This window comes from Calothrix rhizosoleniae SC01 (assembly GCF_900185595.1).
Classification (GTDB): Bacteria; Cyanobacteriota; Cyanobacteriia; order Cyanobacteriales; family Nostocaceae; genus Calothrix_A; species Calothrix_A rhizosoleniae.
The window spans coordinates 1-17,674 of record NZ_FYBH01000046.1 but is presented as its reverse complement, the minus strand read 5'-3'; the positions used below and the strand labels follow the sequence as shown (position 1 = coordinate 17,674).

Genomic DNA, 17,674 nt, shown 5'->3' with positions numbered 1-17,674 from the left:
TTGCTGTCAAAACAAAGGTTGCGAGCTAACGAAGTTGAAAAAACAGCAAGCTAACGTTCTTTGGGTAGTTTTGTTTATTAACTTAGTAATGTTCGTTGTTGAGTTTGGAGCAGGTATTCGTGCGGATTCAGTGTCTTTGACTGGAGATTCCCTCGAGATGCTAGGTGATAGCTTGGTTTACGCAAGCAGTTTGTATGTCATTAATAAGGGTAGTAAGGCTCAGGCTGGGTCAGCATTTCTCAAGGGAACCATCATGTTTTTGTTTGCGATCACAGTCTTTGCTAGAGCAATCTATCAATTCTTTTTGGGTGCAACTCCAGAAGCAAGCATTATGAACACGATTGGATTTATAGCATTACTTGCCAATCTAGTCTGTTTACTATTATTAGCTAGGCATCGAAAGGATAATCTGAATATGTCTTCTGTGTGGTTATGTTCGAGAAATGACATCATTGCCAATATCTCCGTTCTTGTTGCAGCAGGATTAGTTTTTCTGACAGGTTCGATACTGCCGGATTTAGCGGTAGGTTTGTTACTAACGTTTGTTTTTGCAAAGTCGGCGGGGAAAGTACTTTCACAGTCTTGGAGAGCTTTGACTTAGGGAACACCAAAAAATCAATTACCCAATTTCTGGACTTGAACTACTTGCTTCACTCCCCCTGCTCCCTACTCCTCTGCCTCTTCCTGACGCTTCGCGTCAAGCTGCGCTTTTCTTTAATGCCCATATGGCTATACATCCTTGATGGTGAAATTTTTTTATCGGGAATGCCTACCCTTCAGAAGCTTGACTACGTTCGTTTACCGCGTCTACGACCTTCTGCCTTTTGCTATATTTTCATCGTTGCAATCGCTGTAAAATCTTAGTAGAGCGATTAAAAATTCCCCCTGGACGAGTGAAAATACCTTGGGAGGGACTAAATAGTAATGTTAACAGGAAAATTCCACAAATAACTAAAACAATCGCAGCACCGGAAGGGACATTTAAATAATAGCTAATATATAAACCACTAATACTACTAATTGCCCCGAATACAGAGCCTAAAATCATCATTTCATGTAGCTCATTAACTAATAAATAAGCAGTAATTCCTGGCCCGATTAGTAGAGCAACGACTAACACTACTCCCACAGATTGCATACTAGCAATAATTGTCAGAGTAATTGCTGCGGTTAACCCAAGATGAATTAAATTTACTGGTAAGCCAATAACTTGAGCCCCTATAGGGTCGAAGGTGTAAAATAATAATTCCTTGTAAAAAAAACTGACCAAAAACAAAATGATAATGGTAATAAATAAAGTACGAATAACATCAGATGTCGTGACCCCTAAAATATCTCCAAACAAAAAATGATGCAAGTCTAATTTACTTTTTAGTACCGTAATTAACATAATACCTAAAGCAAGAAAACCAGAGAAAACCAAAGCCATCGCCGCATCAACTTTAATTCGGGATTGGGATTCAATCCAAGCAATGACGAAGGTGCTGAGAGTTCCAGAGATAAAAGCCCCTAAAAAGATATCAATACCCAGAAAAAAAGCAATTGCTAGTCCTGGTAATACAGCATGGGCAATTACATCACTTAATATTCCCATGCGTTGGACTATTAAATAAGAACCAGTGACGGAACAAAGAATACCCAATAAAACCGCAACTAAAATTGCTTCACGTATAAATCCAAAACTCAGAGGTTCTAATAACCAATTCAACATGATTAGACTTCCTCTCCTGTGAATAGCAAAACACTACCTCCATAAGCTTTTTGGATATTTTCGGCGGTAATTACTTGTTTAAAAGAGCCATTAGCAATAATTTGCTTATTCAGTAATAATAAAGAATCACATTTGGTTAAACTTGTACCTAAATCATGGGTAATTACCATCAGCAGTTTGCCATTTTGCTTCAGTTCTGCAAAAACATCATACATCACCGATTCTGTGGCTTTATCAACCCCGGAAAATGGCTCATCAAAAAGAAATAATTCTGCTTGCTGTGCTAAAGCTCTAGCTAAAAATACCCTCTGTTGTTGTCCTCCAGAAAGTTCGCCAATTTGACGAGAATGCCACTTGAACATCCCCACCCGTTCCAAAGCTGATTTGACAATTTGCTGAGATTCTCGACTGGGTTTCCTCAACCATTTCGTATGTAAAGTCCGAGCCATCATCACCACATTCCACACTGTAATCGGGTAATCCCAGTCAATTTGGGCTCTCTGGGGTACATAAGCTACAGAACGCATCTGTTTTTTGATGGCGCGATCGCGGAATTTGACTATTCCACCCTCTATGGGTACTAAACCCAATATCGCTTTTACTAAGGTACTTTTACCCCCTCCATTGGGACCAATAATCCCTACCATTTCTCCAGGAGAAGCAGAGAAACTCACCTTTTCTAAGGCTGTTGTTTCACGGTAATTAACATTTAAATTCTCTACCTCTAATACCATACTGTATGATAATGATTATCGTTATTAAAATTATATCGCTTTATATAGCTAAAACTATGTCCCGAAATATACCCTTAAATGCCTTTGCAGCCTTGATATTGGGGATAGGTTTAATTGGTTGTAGTTCTACACCAGAAGCTAATTCTACCAGTAATAGACAAAATTCTAGTACTACCACGACAATCACCGATAAATCAGTAGATACACGTCCTTCTGTAGTCGCAACCACTAGTGTATTGTGCGACCTAACGAAACAAATAGCTGCGGATACCGTCAATCTTAAATGCCTAGTGGCTGCGGGAGAAGACCCCCATACTTATAAACCTAAACCGAGCGATCGCCAAGATATTGAAACAGCGAATTTGATTCTTTATGGAGGGTACGATTTTGAACCAAGTATTATCAAGTTAGTACAAGCGAGTAAAACACCGAGCAAAATAGCGGTACATGAGGTAGCAGTACCCAAGCCAATTATTACTGAAGAACATCACCATCATCACCATCATGGGGAGAAAGAAGAGAAGCATAGTGAAAAAGAGGAAAAAGTAGCAGATCCCCATGTATGGCATAATGCCCAAAATGGGATAAATATGGTGAAGGTAATTAGTAGTAATTTGAAAAAAATATCTCCAAAAAATTCCGAATTATATGTTAAGAATAGTGAAAAAGTTACTAATGAATTACAACAGATAAATAGTTGGATTAAAACTCAAATTGTAACTATTCCCGCGAAGCAGCGTCAGTTAATTACTACCCATGATGCTTTGGGTTATTATGTCCAAACCTATGGCTTAAAATTTGCAGGTGCATTAGAAGGTTTAAGTACAGAAGAACAACCCACCGCAGCTAAATTAGGTAAACTGGTGAAGAAAATTAAAAAGGAGAATGTACCCACAATTTTTGCAGAAAATGCCCAAAATCCCAAATTAATTGAGAGAGTTGCGAAAGAAGCAAATGTCAAAGTTTCTCAGAGAAAAATTTATGCTGATGGTTTAGGTGAGCAAGGCTCAGAAGCTAGTACTTATCAGAAAATGTTGATTGCTAATACCCGCACAATTGTCGAAGGTTTGGGGGGCAAATATACAGATTTTACCAGGAAATAATTTCTATCTGATGTTAATTAGACTTTCCCATGACTAGAATAGACTTTGGAAAGTCAATTCATTTGCAATATAGTGGTATCAAGAAGGGTAATGGAGAAATTACTATCAACCCTCTTGATAGCGCTACGTACAATTAATAAAGAATAAGTAATAAGTTTACTGTTAATGAGTTTCAGCATTCAAAAATGTCCTAACTCGCTTTGGTAATCCTATAATCATAAGAATTGCAAAGATTTAATTAAATATCGCACTAATGGACAAGTGTATTCTGATGATGAAACTATAAATAATGAATTCAATTAAGTCTTAAATCTCAATATGCAAACTTTGCTTGTTAATAGAAGAAAAGTTTTAAGACTTATAATTCAAGAGCTATAACGTAATTATACTACGGAAACTTGGGCATCAGCAACTTGAAGCAGAGAAATGCAAAAGTGGAGTCATAAGCAAGGAGATGGAAAATATAGACATTATTGTCAAATAGTTGTCCATCACCTTAACAAAAAATTATCTAGATCAGCATGAAATCTGTTTATTAGAGCATGAAAATATCAGAAGAGAGCGCCCCATAATAATTCATGATTACAACTGGTAAAGAAAATACATAAAATTCTATTCCAATAAGTCATTATTTGCCTTGACATAACGTATTCTCAGTAATATTCCTAAAGTAATCTGCTTTACTAACCAGTAAACAACTGTAATAACTACAAAGGTAATAGCAATAACTACTAAGGGAAATCTACTCGTTAAATCATCAAAAGTAATTGCAATCACATTACCAGGTTCGGTAACTAAATCCCAACTATTGAATCGTCTAAATCTACCCAAATAAACCCCAATCGCACTGAGCAAATGAATCATTAATTCTGCAGGTAAAACAAATTGCCTTTTTCCTTGCCTTTGCAAATAATGACCTTGATTAATTATAGATATCACATATGCTTCAAAGCCGCTCAAAATGGCAAATAAATGTAAAGGAATAAAAATTAAAGCAATAATCCAAACCGAGTATCCCATACGTGTGGCTCTAATCAGGTGAATAATATCTGTTAGCAGGTAAGGAGCATTCGGTAAAAAGGCTATAAATACAATTAAAGCTAGCCACCACAGTAAGGAGCGAGAATTGGTGCGTCGCCGAAATAGCCAAAAACTCAGTGCTAAAGGTATAAAAGCCAAAAATAGATTCCAGATAATCCAACCACTATGTCTCTCAAAGACTCTTAAGGCGTTTCCAAGAACAGATTCCATGATATTCCCCTGTAAATTGATGTTCTTAAACTAAGTTACCTTGGAAATTTTGATGTCATGTCTAGATGTAGACAATATTAAAAAAGTTACATTGGGTTAAGCATTCAGAAGCTATCATAATCAGTGACTGGTGTTGTAAAAAATACACAAAATATCACAATACTGAGGTTATATTCTCATTATCTTGAATGAATGACTCAAGTTTACCTCCAGGAGTCCATTGAATTGCTCCATCCCGACTGCTAAAAAATATTTGAGTTTTCATTTTACTAATTGCTGATAAATTCCGCGAATTCAAACTATTAGCTCCAACAATAGCTACTTGGGGTTCCAATGCTGACAGCAGCTTTTTCAGAGATTTTCCCGCGTACCATAATACTTGGGGACGAGGTAATTTTTTGGCTTTAATTAATTTATCCAACTTAGCTGGATTCTGATTTCCCACAAAGAGCCAAAACTGTCCACGAATTTGCATTTGCAAAATCGGTATATCTTTATCGATTAGCTGTGTTACCACCGAATCAGTTTTCACAGTTTGTCCCACTGATAAGGGTTGATATGTGCTTTTTCCCTTTTTTAATTCTTGGTAAATAGCTGTGGTTGTGAGAGCAATCTTTGGGGTAGGAGAATAATCCAAAAAAACTTTGATGGGTAATTTTTCCATGATTTCCAGCCAAGAATTACTATCACTAGATTCAAATTTACTGGATATAGCCCAATCTATTTGATTTACTCCTTGCTGTTGTAAAAAAGGTGTGATTGCAAATTTTCCAGTTCCGCGCTCGCCACTGTTCAAAACTGTTATCTTACCTTTATCTTGGATAACTAATACTGGTTCTTCTCCGGCTGCTAATACGGTAATCCGAAATAGGTTATTGCTAGTATGCCATATGGGGAGAACTATGAAAATTACACCTAGCAAACCAGCAAACCACCATCGTTTTTGCCACCATTTTACCCACCACACCAGTAGTATCAATGCATACACAGTTAGTAATTGCCAAATTGCTATTTTACCCACGGTGACAGAATTTCCCGGTAAATAGCTAAAAAATTCTACTAGTTTAATCAACCAATCCGTGGGGTAATGTAAGAATCCAGCCACTGCACTTCCCCCGGCTGGGAAAATTAAGGCGATAATGGCACTAACCATACCACCAATACTAATAATGGTAATTAATGGGGTGCTAATAATATTGAGGAGAATACCGTATCCGGGTACTACTCCAAACACAGATAGCTGGATTGGTAACGTCCAAATTGTAGCAGCCAGGGGAACAGCAATTATCGATGCGATCACTGTTGGTAACCATTGTAAACGTCGAGTGATTGCTGGTACAGTCACAATCAGTCCTAGGGTGGCAAAAAAACTGAGTTGGAATCCTAAATCCCAAATCCACAGGGGATTAACTAGTAACAAGATTACCGCCACTGATAACAGTGAACCCAATTGTTTCACTTTGCGCCTTAATCCTATACCTAATAATGCCGCAAATCCCATCAATACTGCTCTGAGTACCGATGGTTGAAAACCAGTTAAACTGAGGAAAATAATCAGGGCAATACTACCAGCAGTAAATTGCGTACTTCTACTAGTCCTCCTGGTTAAACCCAATACCAAGCCCAATAATAAAGAAGTATGAAAACCAGAAGCAGCGATGGCATGGGCTAAACCAGCTTTAACAAATAAATCCCTGGTATCATAAGGCAAATCCACAGCCTTACTACCCAATACCATAGCACTGACCAAGGGACCAGACGGAACCCCTAAATGTTGGGCGTGCGATCGCACTATTGCCCGCCTAACTTCCCACCATCCCCATTGACGCTCCTTATCCAGCACATTTACAAGTCTGCCACTTAAACCTGCAAATGCCCCTTGTTGTTGTAAATACTTGCGAAAATCAAAACCACCAGGATTAGATTGTGGTTTAGGTGCATATAAAACCCCAGTAATAGCCACCTTTTGTCCTGGATACAATCCCGTAGCTTGGAGAATAGGCACAGTTACATATAACTTCCCTGTAACAGCTTTACTCGTACTAGGAGGTTTTTTATTATTAGTTACCTCACTGAGTTGGTTTGCTTCTAACCAAAATTGTCCTTTTTGACTGCGAGTCAGGCGGGGTGTACTCCCCACATGTCCACGTACAATTACTAATTGAGCTTGTGTATTATTACTTGATTGCGGTACTAATTTACTAATGTCATTATCCCCTGGTTGGGGAAGACGAAATTGTAAATAAAAACTTGCTAAATAACCCACCACACCGGCGATTAACCAGATATAACGACGGGGTGTGACCGATGGTAAAGGCGGTGGTGCTTGCTCTTGAGCTACAGGATTGGTGGTTGATTTTGATTTTTGTCGGCGGATAACACGTCGCCTGGAAAATACAATTGCTCCCAACACCCCCAACCCAATCATCCAAATTCCACTCCCAGGGACAACGGTACACAGGAGTCCTAAAATATAGCCAAGACTAATAATTACACCACTCGCCTGAATCATGAAAACACTCGCCAAATCATCTGGGGAATAGTCTGAAGTGAAGTAATGAATTTTGCAAGACTATTTACCGTTTTCACTATAGTTGACCGGAAAAACTCATACCTAACTTCAATCCCAGAAAAGCGTGTATCACCATTAAAGATAGTGCAGCACTACCCAAGTAAGCATGAAGGGTGCGTAGCATTGCTTGGTTTCCACCAAACTTCGTGAGAGAAATTATTCCATTTACCAGTAACAGTATTAACACCACTGAGCCAGTCCAAAAGTGAGGACTTGCAAACACATTTTGTTCCTGTATTACTAAAGATAGTACTCCACCGGTATAACCCAGCGCTAGAAATAAAAACATCCAAGGGGCAATTTTGCGATGGTTACTGAGGTTTTTCACCACAGCGTCTTCATCTTTTCCCTTTGCTAGCCTACCTTGCCAACCAGCCCATCCCACAAAGCTACCTATGACAAAAATAACAGTTCCCATCATGGCTGGATGTCCCCAATGTACTATGGGATAGGGAATACCCATACCTCGAAACCAACTGGCGATCGGTTCTAAGACTTCAGTAATGTCCACAATTTGCCTCGCACTTGTATATCACTCACTGTTTACAGGCATACACTGGTATATGACGTTTTGTAAAGTAAAACAGCAGCTATTCGCCACTTACAATAAAAGATTCTCTACTCAACTGAAAATTTTCACTATTATCCCAATAGGAATTATGAGGATGATCGAGAACTGGATAGGTATGTGTAGACCCTACAGATGGTGTTCTAGAAATTTTCTTGATCAAAATCGCATCTCTCAGTTCTAATGAACTTGCCTCAATTTTAGCAATGACATCAAATTCCCCATATACGGCAGCAGCTTCAGAGACTTCAGGAATATCCATCAAACTAACAACTAAACTGGCAGAATCTAAAGGAGGTGTAGACTTAATCATAATATATGATATAAATTTTGTATCTTGAGTACGGGGTTGTCTCTTCCAATAGTACATTTGAGGCACATTAATAACATAAAAAGTACGGGTTGACTGTACCCAATCTAAATTTTGAATAGTTTCTAAAATAAATTCATTTAGGTATTCACTATTGGTAGCAAATACTTTAATCAGAAAATCAAAATCACCATATGTCACTCCACATTCAACAATCCCAAAATTCTTGTTGGGAGTCAGAGACTTTAATTGTTGGATCTGGAGGACATCGTTTTCTAAAGTATCTACATTCCCTTTAATTAACAAGTATGCCATTGATGGTATTGATTCTTCACACTTTAATGCTGGTACTTCTTCTCCCAACTGCGTAACAGCCCAGCGAGCTTGGAATCGTACGCAATGATAGTCGTGGCTACATTTATTTAGGAGTATATCTTTTGCTCTTTTAACTTTGAGTTGTCCGAGTAAATTAGCAGCATGAGCTTGAATTACTGGTTCTCGTTTGTCGTTCAAACCATTTTGAATGATTAATCCAATACTTTCATAGCCTTTAATCTGAGAAAGTGCTTTCAAAATATGCCAGCGCAAACCAATTGGTACTAAACCTTCTTTCTCTAATATATTCTTCAGCAACTCTACTCCCTGGAGATTACCTAATTCACCTATTTGAATAACTGCATTGATTTTTTTAAACAAATCTTTTTCTGAAAGTTGCTTCCTCAATTTATCAACTTTTTGTCTTATTTCATCAAATCTGCGGCTATGCTCATCGCGAATATAAGATACTAAATAATCATGGACTAACTGATAATAGTCTTTAGTATCTTCACGTAATTTTAATACTAGTCCTGAATCTACAAATACTCTTAAAATCAATTTAATTTGTTTAGAACGTAACTTAGATGATGTCGCAGAAGAAGCAATTACTAACTCGTTGATTGACTTTATAGTACGGATATTTTCATGGGTTAATTTATATAACACTTTCCAAGCAACGTCTTCGTTATCATAACCACAGTCTTTGATAACTCTACCTAACCATAATTGAACTAAATTTTTGATTCTACTTTTAGCATCAACACCTCGTGTTAGGTAACGGTCTATAGTGGTAATTTTAGATCCTTCTAACTGCGCTTCTTCTAACTGCGCTCCAACTATTTGCAGTTCAATGGGGTGAATTTCTCCCAGCTCATCTGCTAAATCTTCTACTAATTTATTAACTAGTTCTCTATCTAAAGGTGGTTGACTTTTTTGTCTTAATGCATGAATAACAGATTTTGCATTCTCTTTCGAGAAATTACCCAAGTAGTATAAACTATCCTTACTCAAAATATGATTGCTAATTACATTCATTTGTGGCATACGAGTCAATTCCAACAAATAATGCCAGTAATCTTGTCGCATAGATAAAATTATTTTGACTGAAGGTATTCTTAAAGCTGCTTGCAGAAAATCATAAAACTTAAACTTCTCTACTTTTTGCTTACAAACAAAGAAAAGTTCTTCAAGTTGGTCAAATATTAAGATTGTGACTAGTTTTAAATCTTTATTTATTTTTAATTGTTCAATTATAGATTCTAGGGATATTGGAGACGCAGATACATTTATATCCTGATCAAGCCGTAATTTTTTGATATTATCTATCAAAGATTGGTTGATATCTTGAATCCATCTTCCATTGCTATATTTCCGAATCAAAATAGGAGGGAAAATTAACTGACCTCTTATAGTTCCTTTTGCCTCTAATGCTGGAATTAATCCTACATTTATGAGCGAACTTTTACCAACTCCCGATGGACCATAAATAACAATTAGCTTACAATGATGATGATTAATTCTTTGTATCAATTTTTTAATATCTTGATCCCTACCAGAAGCCTGAATTTCCAAAGATATTATATTTGCTAAATGTTTTTTCTCTAAAACTCCATTAACAAACCAGTCTTCCTCCCTGATATTTTGTAAGTAACCTGGGCCAATAAACGCACGCAAACCGTACTGATGCTCAATGGAATATTGCTTACGTTTAATATTAAATGCTTCTCTATACTCTTTTTCAATAAAATAAATATGGCGTAAATTATCCAAAATATTAATATATAATCTAGATTCAAGTACGGAACCTATTTTTTCAGCTTTTTTTAAATTGGCTATTGCTTCTTTATTTTGCTCTTGTTCCTTTTGCAAATAAGCCAAAAGTAATAAATACCAACCTTGATGATTTTGGCATTCCCTCTGTAAATATATATCTTCTTGGATTAAATTATTGACTTCAGTACTATTAATAATTTGCAGAGCCTTATTCACAATTTTTTCAGTCTCAACAAAATCTTTTGACTCCAATAAAAATTCAGCCAATAAACCATAAGAATATGCGAGTCTAATTGGATCTGGATATGTTTTATGGAGGTTTATTGCTTTTCTAGCAACAGTAGCTAATTTTTCCCAATCTTTGCGTCTCTGTAAAACTTCACCTAGGGCATTGATAAATTTAGCTGCTAAATCTGGACGCTCGCCTTGTTCTAATACATCAATACATAGTTGAAAATACCGTTGGGCTTGAATACAAGCTGTTTCATATTCTGATTGATGTAAAAATGCATATCTACGCCACCATAGACCCAGATAATATAATACACATCCCTGAGGTTTTCTGCGATTATTATTCTGCCAAAATATCAAACTTTGTTCAAAAAATTGTCGAGATTGCTCCATCTGATTGTTCGCATAAGCACGTAAACCCAAAACAAAGTTTAACTTCGCCTGCAACTCTGGCTGTAATTCTATACCACGATTTTGTAAATCTCTTTGAGCCGATTCAATCTCTTGACATGTAATTGCTTCCAGAATTATAGATGGAGGTATAAATTTACGAGCGCCAATATCTAACACCTTAGCAAAACATTTGTCGGTACTTTGCTTAATAATTTTTATTAACTCATCATTTGTCAATTCAAATTCAAATTTCGTTGTCCAGCTTTCAAAATCAGGTGCTAATCGAGTTAATTTTTTGGCAATTGTTTTTGTTACAGATAATACTATGGGAAAAGAAAAATTTTTACGGAACTCTTCTCTAACATTATTGGTAGAAGCAAGAACCTTATCTATATCATGCAAGGAGTCCAACCCAAAAACAATTAATGCTTCAGGTTGCTGATGTTCCAGTTTACTTTGAATCGCGGTGTATAGTGTGATTGCCGATGTATCTAAGGTTAAATCTTGAGTTTCAATAGCACAAATTTGCTTAAGTTGCTGGAAGATATGCTGACTTAAATTTCTATAGTTGCAACTAGCTAGAATTAGAGCAAAGTTTTGATTAGAAAGAATGATCGCTCGTTTTAAAGATTCTAATGATTGCTGATTGTAAGCAGTGATGTCATCATTTGGTCTAAAATCACTCATGTTCTCATTTCCTGCGCTTCTGCCAAAATTGGGTTAATATCAAACCAATATCCTTGAGCATCTCGATATTCAAATACAAGCTGGTCCCGTAGTAAAGATAATTCCTCAGCTTGTACCGAACCAAGCCATTTTTGTTGCGACACCTGATGCAGTAAATTCCATCCACTTTCCTGAGGTATGGTTCTTAATTGTTCTCGTCGGGTGATAATTGCGTTTTCTAAGCATTTACGTGAAATAGGTGGGTCTTGCATTTGCAGACAGTGATAAAGCAGTCTCAGCAAACTCCGAGCATGACCACCACTAATTTGACATAATCGTACCAACGTTTCAGGTACATCAAAAACCTCGGTAATACGTTCAATGCGTTGCGTTTCGTTTAAGTTGGGAAATGCTCTTGCTAATACCATTTGTGATAGTAAAAATATACTTTCCTGATAATTACTACCATCCCGAAATTTTACTGGTATCATTGGCAGTCTTTTAGGATCTTGCAAATAGTTTGATAGTGTTTCGATATGACTAGAAAAAGTTAAAGCAAGAGGAATTGTATAAACTATGTGACAGTTTAATCTCCGCAATTGAGCACCTCTGTCAATAAATAAGTACTCTTGTAAATTTTTTTCTGAATGAACTGAACGTGCTTCGACACGGTCTAGATTATCAACTAAAACAACCAATCCTTTGCTACCTTGCTCTTTTAGTTTAGCTGTAGCTCTTTCTAAAATATCGTGATTAATTGATTCTAGAAGATTGGTTGTTCGAGGTTCTAAAATTTCTCGCAACTGGTAGCGTAGAACAGGACTTTCTTTTGCTTCAGCAGTAATTTTAGCAATACCTACAGATAATTCAGCTGTTTCTATTTCTAAAGGGGTTTGCAAAAATTCTGTAATTTCATGAAACAAGTTAGCGAAATAATTAGCTCTAAGTACGATTTTGATTCTCTGCAAACTTTCGCTAACTTGACGAGCAATTGCTAGCAGAATATCGCTAATATCTATATCTGTTACATCTAAATATTTATCTGATTCAAAATAAACCACATGAAAACCGTCATTTTTCAAATCAGCTTTGAGACGCAATAATTCAGTCGATTTACCACACCCCATGTGCCCAGTAAAAAGTTGACAAGTATTTTCATCTGACAGTTTGATTGTTCGCCCTAGCTCCCCAATCATTTCGCTACCACGTACAGAAGAAAAATTTATATAATATTTTCGGTCATCAGGGTTCCCCATGTCCAAAGTCCTAGAGGGGTTGGACGAATTAAAAAATACCCTCAAATCCTGTCCTTCCATTTCTCTTCCCTCAGGGAAAATTGTGATATTTATTTCTATAAATTAGTAGCCTACCTAACTAAAGTTTGACATGAGTTTACAGAAGATTCAAAATATGCTTCTAAAGAATTATTAAGTTTACTATCTGTGGCGCTAAAATTGAAACCTCAGAGCGTACCACTCAAGGAAGCCGCAGACAAAGCCGATAAAATATTTGATTTCAATGATTTCAACACTGATATTTTTCAATTATATTTTTTAGGTAAGCCCTGCGATTTCTCGATAGGATAACTAATAACCGCTCACTGATAACTAATAACTGCAATGACGAATCAGCCTAACAACTTGGAGGCTCAACTCTTAGCACTGCAAGAAGAAGGAGAAAAAGCAATTTCCGCCGTTAATACCCTGGAAAGCTTAGAAGAACTGCGAGTCAGCTATTTGGGCAAAAAAGGACAAATGGGTACATTGTTGCGGAGTATGGGGAAACTGAGTGCAGAGGAAAGACCAAAAATTGGGGCGATCGCTAATACAGTTAAGGAAGCTCTGCAAGCTAGTCTGGACAAGCAACGTCACGCCCTAGAATCAGCACAAATCCAAGCACAATTAGAATCGGAAAGCTTGGATGTAACTATGCCAGGTATTTACCGACCCCAAGGTAAAATATATCCGATAAATGGAACTCTAGATAGAGCATTAGATATTTTTGTGGGTATGGGTTATACCGTAGCCTCTGGCCCAGAAATGGAAACGGACTACTATAATTTTGAAGCATTAAATACCCCACCAGATCACCCTGCTCGCGATATGCAGGATACTTTTTATCTCCCAGATGGGAATCTACTCAGGACACATACCTCATCCGTACAAATTCGTTATATGGAAAGGTCAGAACCGCCAATTCGGATTGTGGCTCCAGGAAGGGTGTATCGAAGAGATACTGTTGATGCTACCCATGCTGCGGTTTTCCATCAATTAGAACTTTTGGCGGTGGATGAAGGATTAACTTTCAGCGATCTCAAAGGTACTATTAAGGTATTTTTACAAGGGATGTTTGGGGATTTACCAATTCGCTTTCGTGCTAGTTATTTCCCTTTTACGGAACCATCTGCTGAGGTCGATTTACAGTGGAATGGTCGCTGGTTGGAGGTTATGGGTTGTGGTATGGTCGATCCCAATGTATTAAAAGCTGTGGGATATGATCCTGAAGTTTACACTGGCTTTGCGGCTGGTTTTGGTGTAGAGCGATTTGCGATGGTGCTACACCAGTTAGATGATATTCGCCGGGTTTATGCTAGTGATTTAAGGTTTTTGAGGCAGTTTTAATAAATATCTATCCAATATCCTAGAAGGGTATCGCTAGACGAACGAAGCCCAGCAACCTGGGCTATTATTTGTTGTTTCCTCTCCTTCTTCTTAATGGGATAATGTAATACCATTTTGAAAAAAGAATGGGACAGATGGGTAGGGCACGGCACCAGTAAGATACTTTTATATATTGAAAGATTGTGGATGCCGTGCCCCTACGAAGAATTTATATGTTGCAAACATTATTGGAAACAGATTCTCGAAATTTTCCAAGGGGAAGAATTGCTATGAATAACATGATGCAATACAAGGATTATTTCGGGTCTATTCACTATAGTGATGACGATAAAATTTTCTACGGACAGGTGGAATATATCCGCAGTTTAATCAGTTTTGAAGGGGAAGACGTGGCTAGTCTGAGGGCTAGTTTTGAGTCAGCGATTGATGATTATTTGGCTCTCTGTGAGGAAAAAGGTATTGAGCCTGAGAAGCCGTTTAAAGGTTGTTTTAATGTGCGTGTAGGTAGCCAACTTCACCGTCAAGCAGCGTTATTTGCCCAACAACGAGGGGTGAATCTCAATAAGTTGGTGACGGATGCACTGGAATGTTATCTAAAAGGGGAATCGTTGGAAAATGCTTGAGAAATTGCGGATATAGGTATAAAAAATGCAAAACCTGACTATTGGAGAAATTTGTAAAGAAGATTCAACTATTATTACAGCTTTGCAATAACTGTTGATGATTCAAACTATAATGAGTTAGTGGCAATTAATCTAATTGCTAAAATCCTTCTTTGATTGGGGAAGTTGACTATAGTGTTGCAAAAATCTACACACATTGAACCAGTTTTTAATGAAGAGAAGGCATCGCAAGTTGCAGCTATCTTTATCAAACTTTGTGGTGGAACAGTTAATTACATGAAGCTGATAAAACTCATGTACTTAGCGGAGCGACAAGCTTTACTAGATTGGGGGAAGCCTATTACCTACGATTCATACTTCTTTCTAGATAAAGGCCCGGTGTTGAGCAACACTCTCAACAAAATAAAGGATAGGGATAGGTATAATTCACAGGGCTCATTGTATAAGTATATTTCCGTGCCTGAAAATTACGATGTCTCTTTGCGTGAAGAGTGCGATATCAAGAAACTATCCAAGGCAGAACGGGAATTACTGAATAAAATCTTCCAAAAATACGGGCATTATGATGAGTGGGAGCTAGTGGATCTTCTTCACTCTATCCTCCCAGAATGGAAAGATCCATCTAATTCGGCAATACCAATTTCTTATAGAGATATTCTCAAAGCTGGTAACAAGTCGGAAGAAGAGATTGAATGTATTGAAAAAGAAATTTCCCATGCTTGTTTTGCTGCGAAGATATTCACTACCAATAATCTCTAAAACATTCTTGGCAGTAGTCTACAACATCCTCAGGAGTATAGGGTGATTCCAGTACTCCTTTCTGAATTGCATCTAATAAATCCTCTGAACAATCATCATCGAAGCGAGAATATCCTGTTTCGATGTATTTTTTTATTTGATTGACTTCCACTACCATAGCATACGCATAATCGACAACGGTCTCACATTTTATAAAGCGATGGTCTCCAACATCTAAAATTGTAGTCGTATCACTACTTGATCTTTTAGTTGTGAGATTAACTATTGCGACTGTCTCAGTTATGACTCCCCCACCACAATTTTCATAATTAATATCGGTTAAAATTATCCAAAGGTGCGGAGTCCCTTTTGGCGGTGTAGCAAGGTGGAAAGTTCTACCAGCGCAAATTTTTTGATTCATATTGCTCATACATTTAGCTCACTCAACCTGAGATTGAATCTTAGATACCATTTTGGATATAATCTTCTTTGCTTCATCTCTTTCTATGTGAACCATCTCTTTTGCAATTTGTTGAAAATCCTCATTAATATCTAGCAATTTACAGATCTTCAAAGGCAACAACAGCCTTTGAAGCAAAAGTCCCTCTTCCTGTTTTGATATTCTGGGGCTAACCATTTTGTAGGTTCGCTAATCAAAGTCAGAGCCAAAGACTTTAATGTTTGCTTTTATTGCGCCAAATGTGGGGATTTTCGTCCATTAATGCTTGTGTTGCATCACCACCAAACGTCTCGAATGCCACATATTGCGACCCCATGCCATAGTTTACATGATGCCCAGCTGCTAACCAAAAAAAGCCCCCTCGCAGAGAAAGTTGTTCGTATGCTACTAGTCCATCTTCACGAAAGAACTCTTTCATATAGTCGCGGTCAGCACCAATACCCATACCTCGTCCTACATACTTTGTATGACACTGGGCAATAATATCCTTACTAATGGCAGTAATTCTTTGGGAGATAATCGTCCAACCGATTCCTAGTTTGCGGGTCGTATTAAAAGCATCACGAATTACCTCTGTCACTTCATCATCACCGTGCTGTGGAGCCCAACGCGGACCTTCATCTAGAACCACTAAGCCATTGCGGGTAGTCCCACGAGCCTTAAAGTCAGCTTCAGCTTTACGCTTGATTTTGCTAAAAATTTCATACATTACATAGTGTTGGTCTGATTCTGAAAGAATAGCCATATTAATAAGGATGATGCGCCCTTGATCCATAAATCCTTTGACTAGCTCATCAATGCTGTATTTGCCTTCAAAATACTTCATGACACCACTAGTGTAGGCACGAACCCAAGAACGATTTTGGGCAGTGTTAGTTTTTAACTGTTCAGCTTCATTTAGCTTTTCCTTACGCTTTGCACCAGTGTAATTTGAGGAGATTTTATCAATAACTTCATCAAGCACTTTGGCAGGTTGAGCAATAGCTAAGTCAACTTCTTTATCAAATAATTCTTCTGTCACTTTGTCTGCCAGTTGCTGGGATTTTTCACCGTGCATATTGAAAATCCGTCGAAGTACAGGATTCAGCAGCCGTTTAAACGAGTTTTTACTTGTTAATCTGACTTCGTTAATAGGAATATACTCAGGGTTTCGCCCTGCTTTTTCAAGTAACTCAATAAAGTTGAACTTAAAATCTCCTTTAGAGTGGGAACCACCTCTAGCAATATCTCCTGCGGTATCAGGAATTAAACAACCTTGCTGTGGATTAGCCGCTAGTTGGCAAACAATTACCGATAAAGCAAGAACCGTTTTACCAGATCCATTTTGACCAAATATGCAAGTATGCTTGGCTTCCCCATATCCTCCATCATCCCATTCACCAAAGTGGCGATTGACTACGCATATTCTTGAATATCAATTCAACTTGCTCATGCTGCTTATCCAAAGCTTGATCAGATGTATGAGGCTTGCCATATCCTTTAACTTTTGAACCATGTGAAGACTCAAAAACTTGTTCGTAGCTGACGGGATTTGTGTACTCTCCAGGTTGGAGAGCTAATCCCAAAACTAATTTGTCAGAGGGAATAAAGGCTAGTACACCT

Annotated in this window: 15 protein-coding genes; 5 read left to right on the top strand and 10 right to left on the bottom strand. The window is 37.6% G+C overall.

Translation table 11 applies throughout. The features are described from left to right. Positions 1-601, top strand: a 601-nt coding sequence (locus tag CALSC_RS02650) for a cation transporter (protein ID WP_088239877.1), incomplete at its 5' end; no start/stop codon positions are given. Positions 602-835: 234 nt separating this feature from the next. On the opposite strand, the gene CALSC_RS02645 is transcribed toward CALSC_RS02650, so the two are convergent. Both CALSC_RS02645 and CALSC_RS02640 read right to left on the bottom strand, forming a co-directional pair. Next, positions 836-1,711, bottom strand: a complete 876-nt coding sequence (locus tag CALSC_RS02645; protein ID WP_088239874.1) for a metal ABC transporter permease — start codon at positions 1,709-1,711, stop codon at positions 836-838. Positions 1,712-1,713: 2 nt separating this feature from the next. Further along, on the bottom strand, positions 1,714-2,445 hold the full coding sequence (locus CALSC_RS02640; protein WP_088239873.1) for a metal ABC transporter ATP-binding protein: 732 nt from the start codon (positions 2,443-2,445) through the stop codon (positions 1,714-1,716). 56 nt (positions 2,446-2,501) lie between these two features. On the opposite strand from CALSC_RS02640, the gene CALSC_RS02635 reads away from it, so the two are divergent. After that, positions 2,502-3,548 (top strand): metal ABC transporter solute-binding protein, Zn/Mn family, encoded by a 1,047-nt coding sequence (locus CALSC_RS02635; protein WP_088239872.1) that lies wholly within the window; start codon positions 2,502-2,504, stop codon positions 3,546-3,548. Positions 3,549-4,160: 612 nt separating this feature from the next. On the opposite strand, the gene CALSC_RS02630 is transcribed toward CALSC_RS02635, so the two are convergent. The 5 genes from CALSC_RS02630 to CALSC_RS02610 all read right to left on the bottom strand — a co-directional run bounded on the left by CALSC_RS02630 (position 4,161) and on the right by CALSC_RS02610 (position 12,886). Continuing rightward, positions 4,161-4,799: a DUF1361 domain-containing protein gene (locus CALSC_RS02630; protein ID WP_088239871.1), complete on the bottom strand. Its 639-nt coding sequence runs from the start codon at positions 4,797-4,799 to the stop codon at positions 4,161-4,163. A 154-nt stretch (positions 4,800-4,953) separates the two neighbouring features. Further along, positions 4,954-7,311: a ComEC/Rec2 family competence protein gene (locus CALSC_RS02625; RefSeq protein WP_088239870.1), complete on the bottom strand. Its 2,358-nt coding sequence runs from the start codon at positions 7,309-7,311 to the stop codon at positions 4,954-4,956. Positions 7,312-7,387: 76 nt separating this feature from the next. Continuing rightward, entirely contained in the window at positions 7,388-7,885 is a 498-nt protein-coding gene (locus tag CALSC_RS02620; protein ID WP_088239869.1) for a DUF4079 domain-containing protein, read from the bottom strand. A gap of 76 nt (positions 7,886-7,961) precedes the next feature. Beyond that, positions 7,962-11,651 carry an nSTAND1 domain-containing NTPase gene (locus CALSC_RS02615; protein WP_088239868.1) on the bottom strand — a complete coding sequence of 1,230 codons (3,690 nt, stop codon included), beginning with the start codon at positions 11,649-11,651 and terminating at the stop codon, positions 7,962-7,964. Further along, positions 11,648-12,886, bottom strand: a complete 1,239-nt coding sequence (locus CALSC_RS02610) for a P-loop NTPase fold protein (protein WP_088239876.1) — start codon at positions 12,884-12,886, stop codon at positions 11,648-11,650. Before CALSC_RS02610 ends, CALSC_RS02615 begins: the two co-directional genes overlap by 4 nt. A 363-nt stretch (positions 12,887-13,249) precedes the next feature. On the opposite strand from CALSC_RS02610, the gene pheS reads away from it, so the two are divergent. From pheS to CALSC_RS02595, 3 genes are all read left to right on the top strand, one after another. Continuing rightward, entirely contained in the window at positions 13,250-14,251 is a 1,002-nt protein-coding gene (pheS, locus tag CALSC_RS02605) for a phenylalanine--tRNA ligase subunit alpha (RefSeq protein WP_088239867.1), read from the top strand. Positions 14,252-14,463: 212 nt separating this feature from the next. Continuing rightward, positions 14,464-14,874 (top strand): type II toxin-antitoxin system HicB family antitoxin, encoded by a 411-nt coding sequence (locus CALSC_RS02600; RefSeq protein ID WP_235006656.1) that lies wholly within the window; start codon positions 14,464-14,466, stop codon positions 14,872-14,874. 174 nt (positions 14,875-15,048) lie between these two features. Continuing rightward, positions 15,049-15,633 (top strand): Panacea domain-containing protein, encoded by a 585-nt coding sequence (locus tag CALSC_RS02595; RefSeq protein ID WP_088239866.1) that lies wholly within the window; start codon positions 15,049-15,051, stop codon positions 15,631-15,633. Here CALSC_RS02595 and CALSC_RS02590 read toward each other — a convergent pair. The 3 genes from CALSC_RS02590 to CALSC_RS26210 form a co-directional block, all read right to left on the bottom strand. Beyond that, entirely contained in the window at positions 15,617-16,042 is a 426-nt protein-coding gene (locus CALSC_RS02590; RefSeq protein WP_088239865.1) for a hypothetical protein, read from the bottom strand. The genes CALSC_RS02595 and CALSC_RS02590 overlap by 17 nt on opposite strands. Positions 16,043-16,286: 244 nt before the next feature. Next, positions 16,287-17,360, bottom strand: coding sequence for a zonular occludens toxin domain-containing protein (locus CALSC_RS02580; protein WP_235006657.1), 1,074 nt, complete (start codon positions 17,358-17,360; stop codon positions 16,287-16,289). Positions 17,361-17,448: 88 nt separating this feature from the next. Continuing rightward, positions 17,449-17,674 (bottom strand): hypothetical protein (locus CALSC_RS26210; RefSeq protein WP_159460552.1); only part of this gene is annotated, 226 nt, incomplete at its 5' end.

Coding starts and splice junctions, on each gene's coding strand:
- CALSC_RS02645 (WP_088239874.1), bottom strand. CDS start 1,711: ATGTTGAATTGGTTATTAGAACCTCTGAGTTTTGGATTTATACGTGAA.
- CALSC_RS02640 (WP_088239873.1), bottom strand. CDS start 2,445: ATGGTATTAGAGGTAGAGAATTTAAATGTTAATTACCGTGAAACAACA.
- CALSC_RS02635 (WP_088239872.1), top strand. CDS start 2,502: ATGTCCCGAAATATACCCTTAAATGCCTTTGCAGCCTTGATATTGGGG.
- CALSC_RS02630 (WP_088239871.1), bottom strand. CDS start 4,799: ATGGAATCTGTTCTTGGAAACGCCTTAAGAGTCTTTGAGAGACATAGT.
- CALSC_RS02625 (WP_088239870.1), bottom strand. CDS start 7,311: ATGATTCAGGCGAGTGGTGTAATTATTAGTCTTGGCTATATTTTAGGA.
- CALSC_RS02615 (WP_088239868.1), bottom strand. CDS start 11,651: ATGAGTGATTTTAGACCAAATGATGACATCACTGCTTACAATCAGCAA.
- CALSC_RS02610 (WP_088239876.1), bottom strand. CDS start 12,886: ATGGGGAACCCTGATGACCGAAAATATTATATAAATTTTTCTTCTGTA.
- pheS (WP_088239867.1), top strand. CDS start 13,250: ATGACGAATCAGCCTAACAACTTGGAGGCTCAACTCTTAGCACTGCAA.
- CALSC_RS02600 (WP_235006656.1), top strand. CDS start 14,464: ATGTTGCAAACATTATTGGAAACAGATTCTCGAAATTTTCCAAGGGGA.
- CALSC_RS02590 (WP_088239865.1), bottom strand. CDS start 16,042: ATGAGCAATATGAATCAAAAAATTTGCGCTGGTAGAACTTTCCACCTT.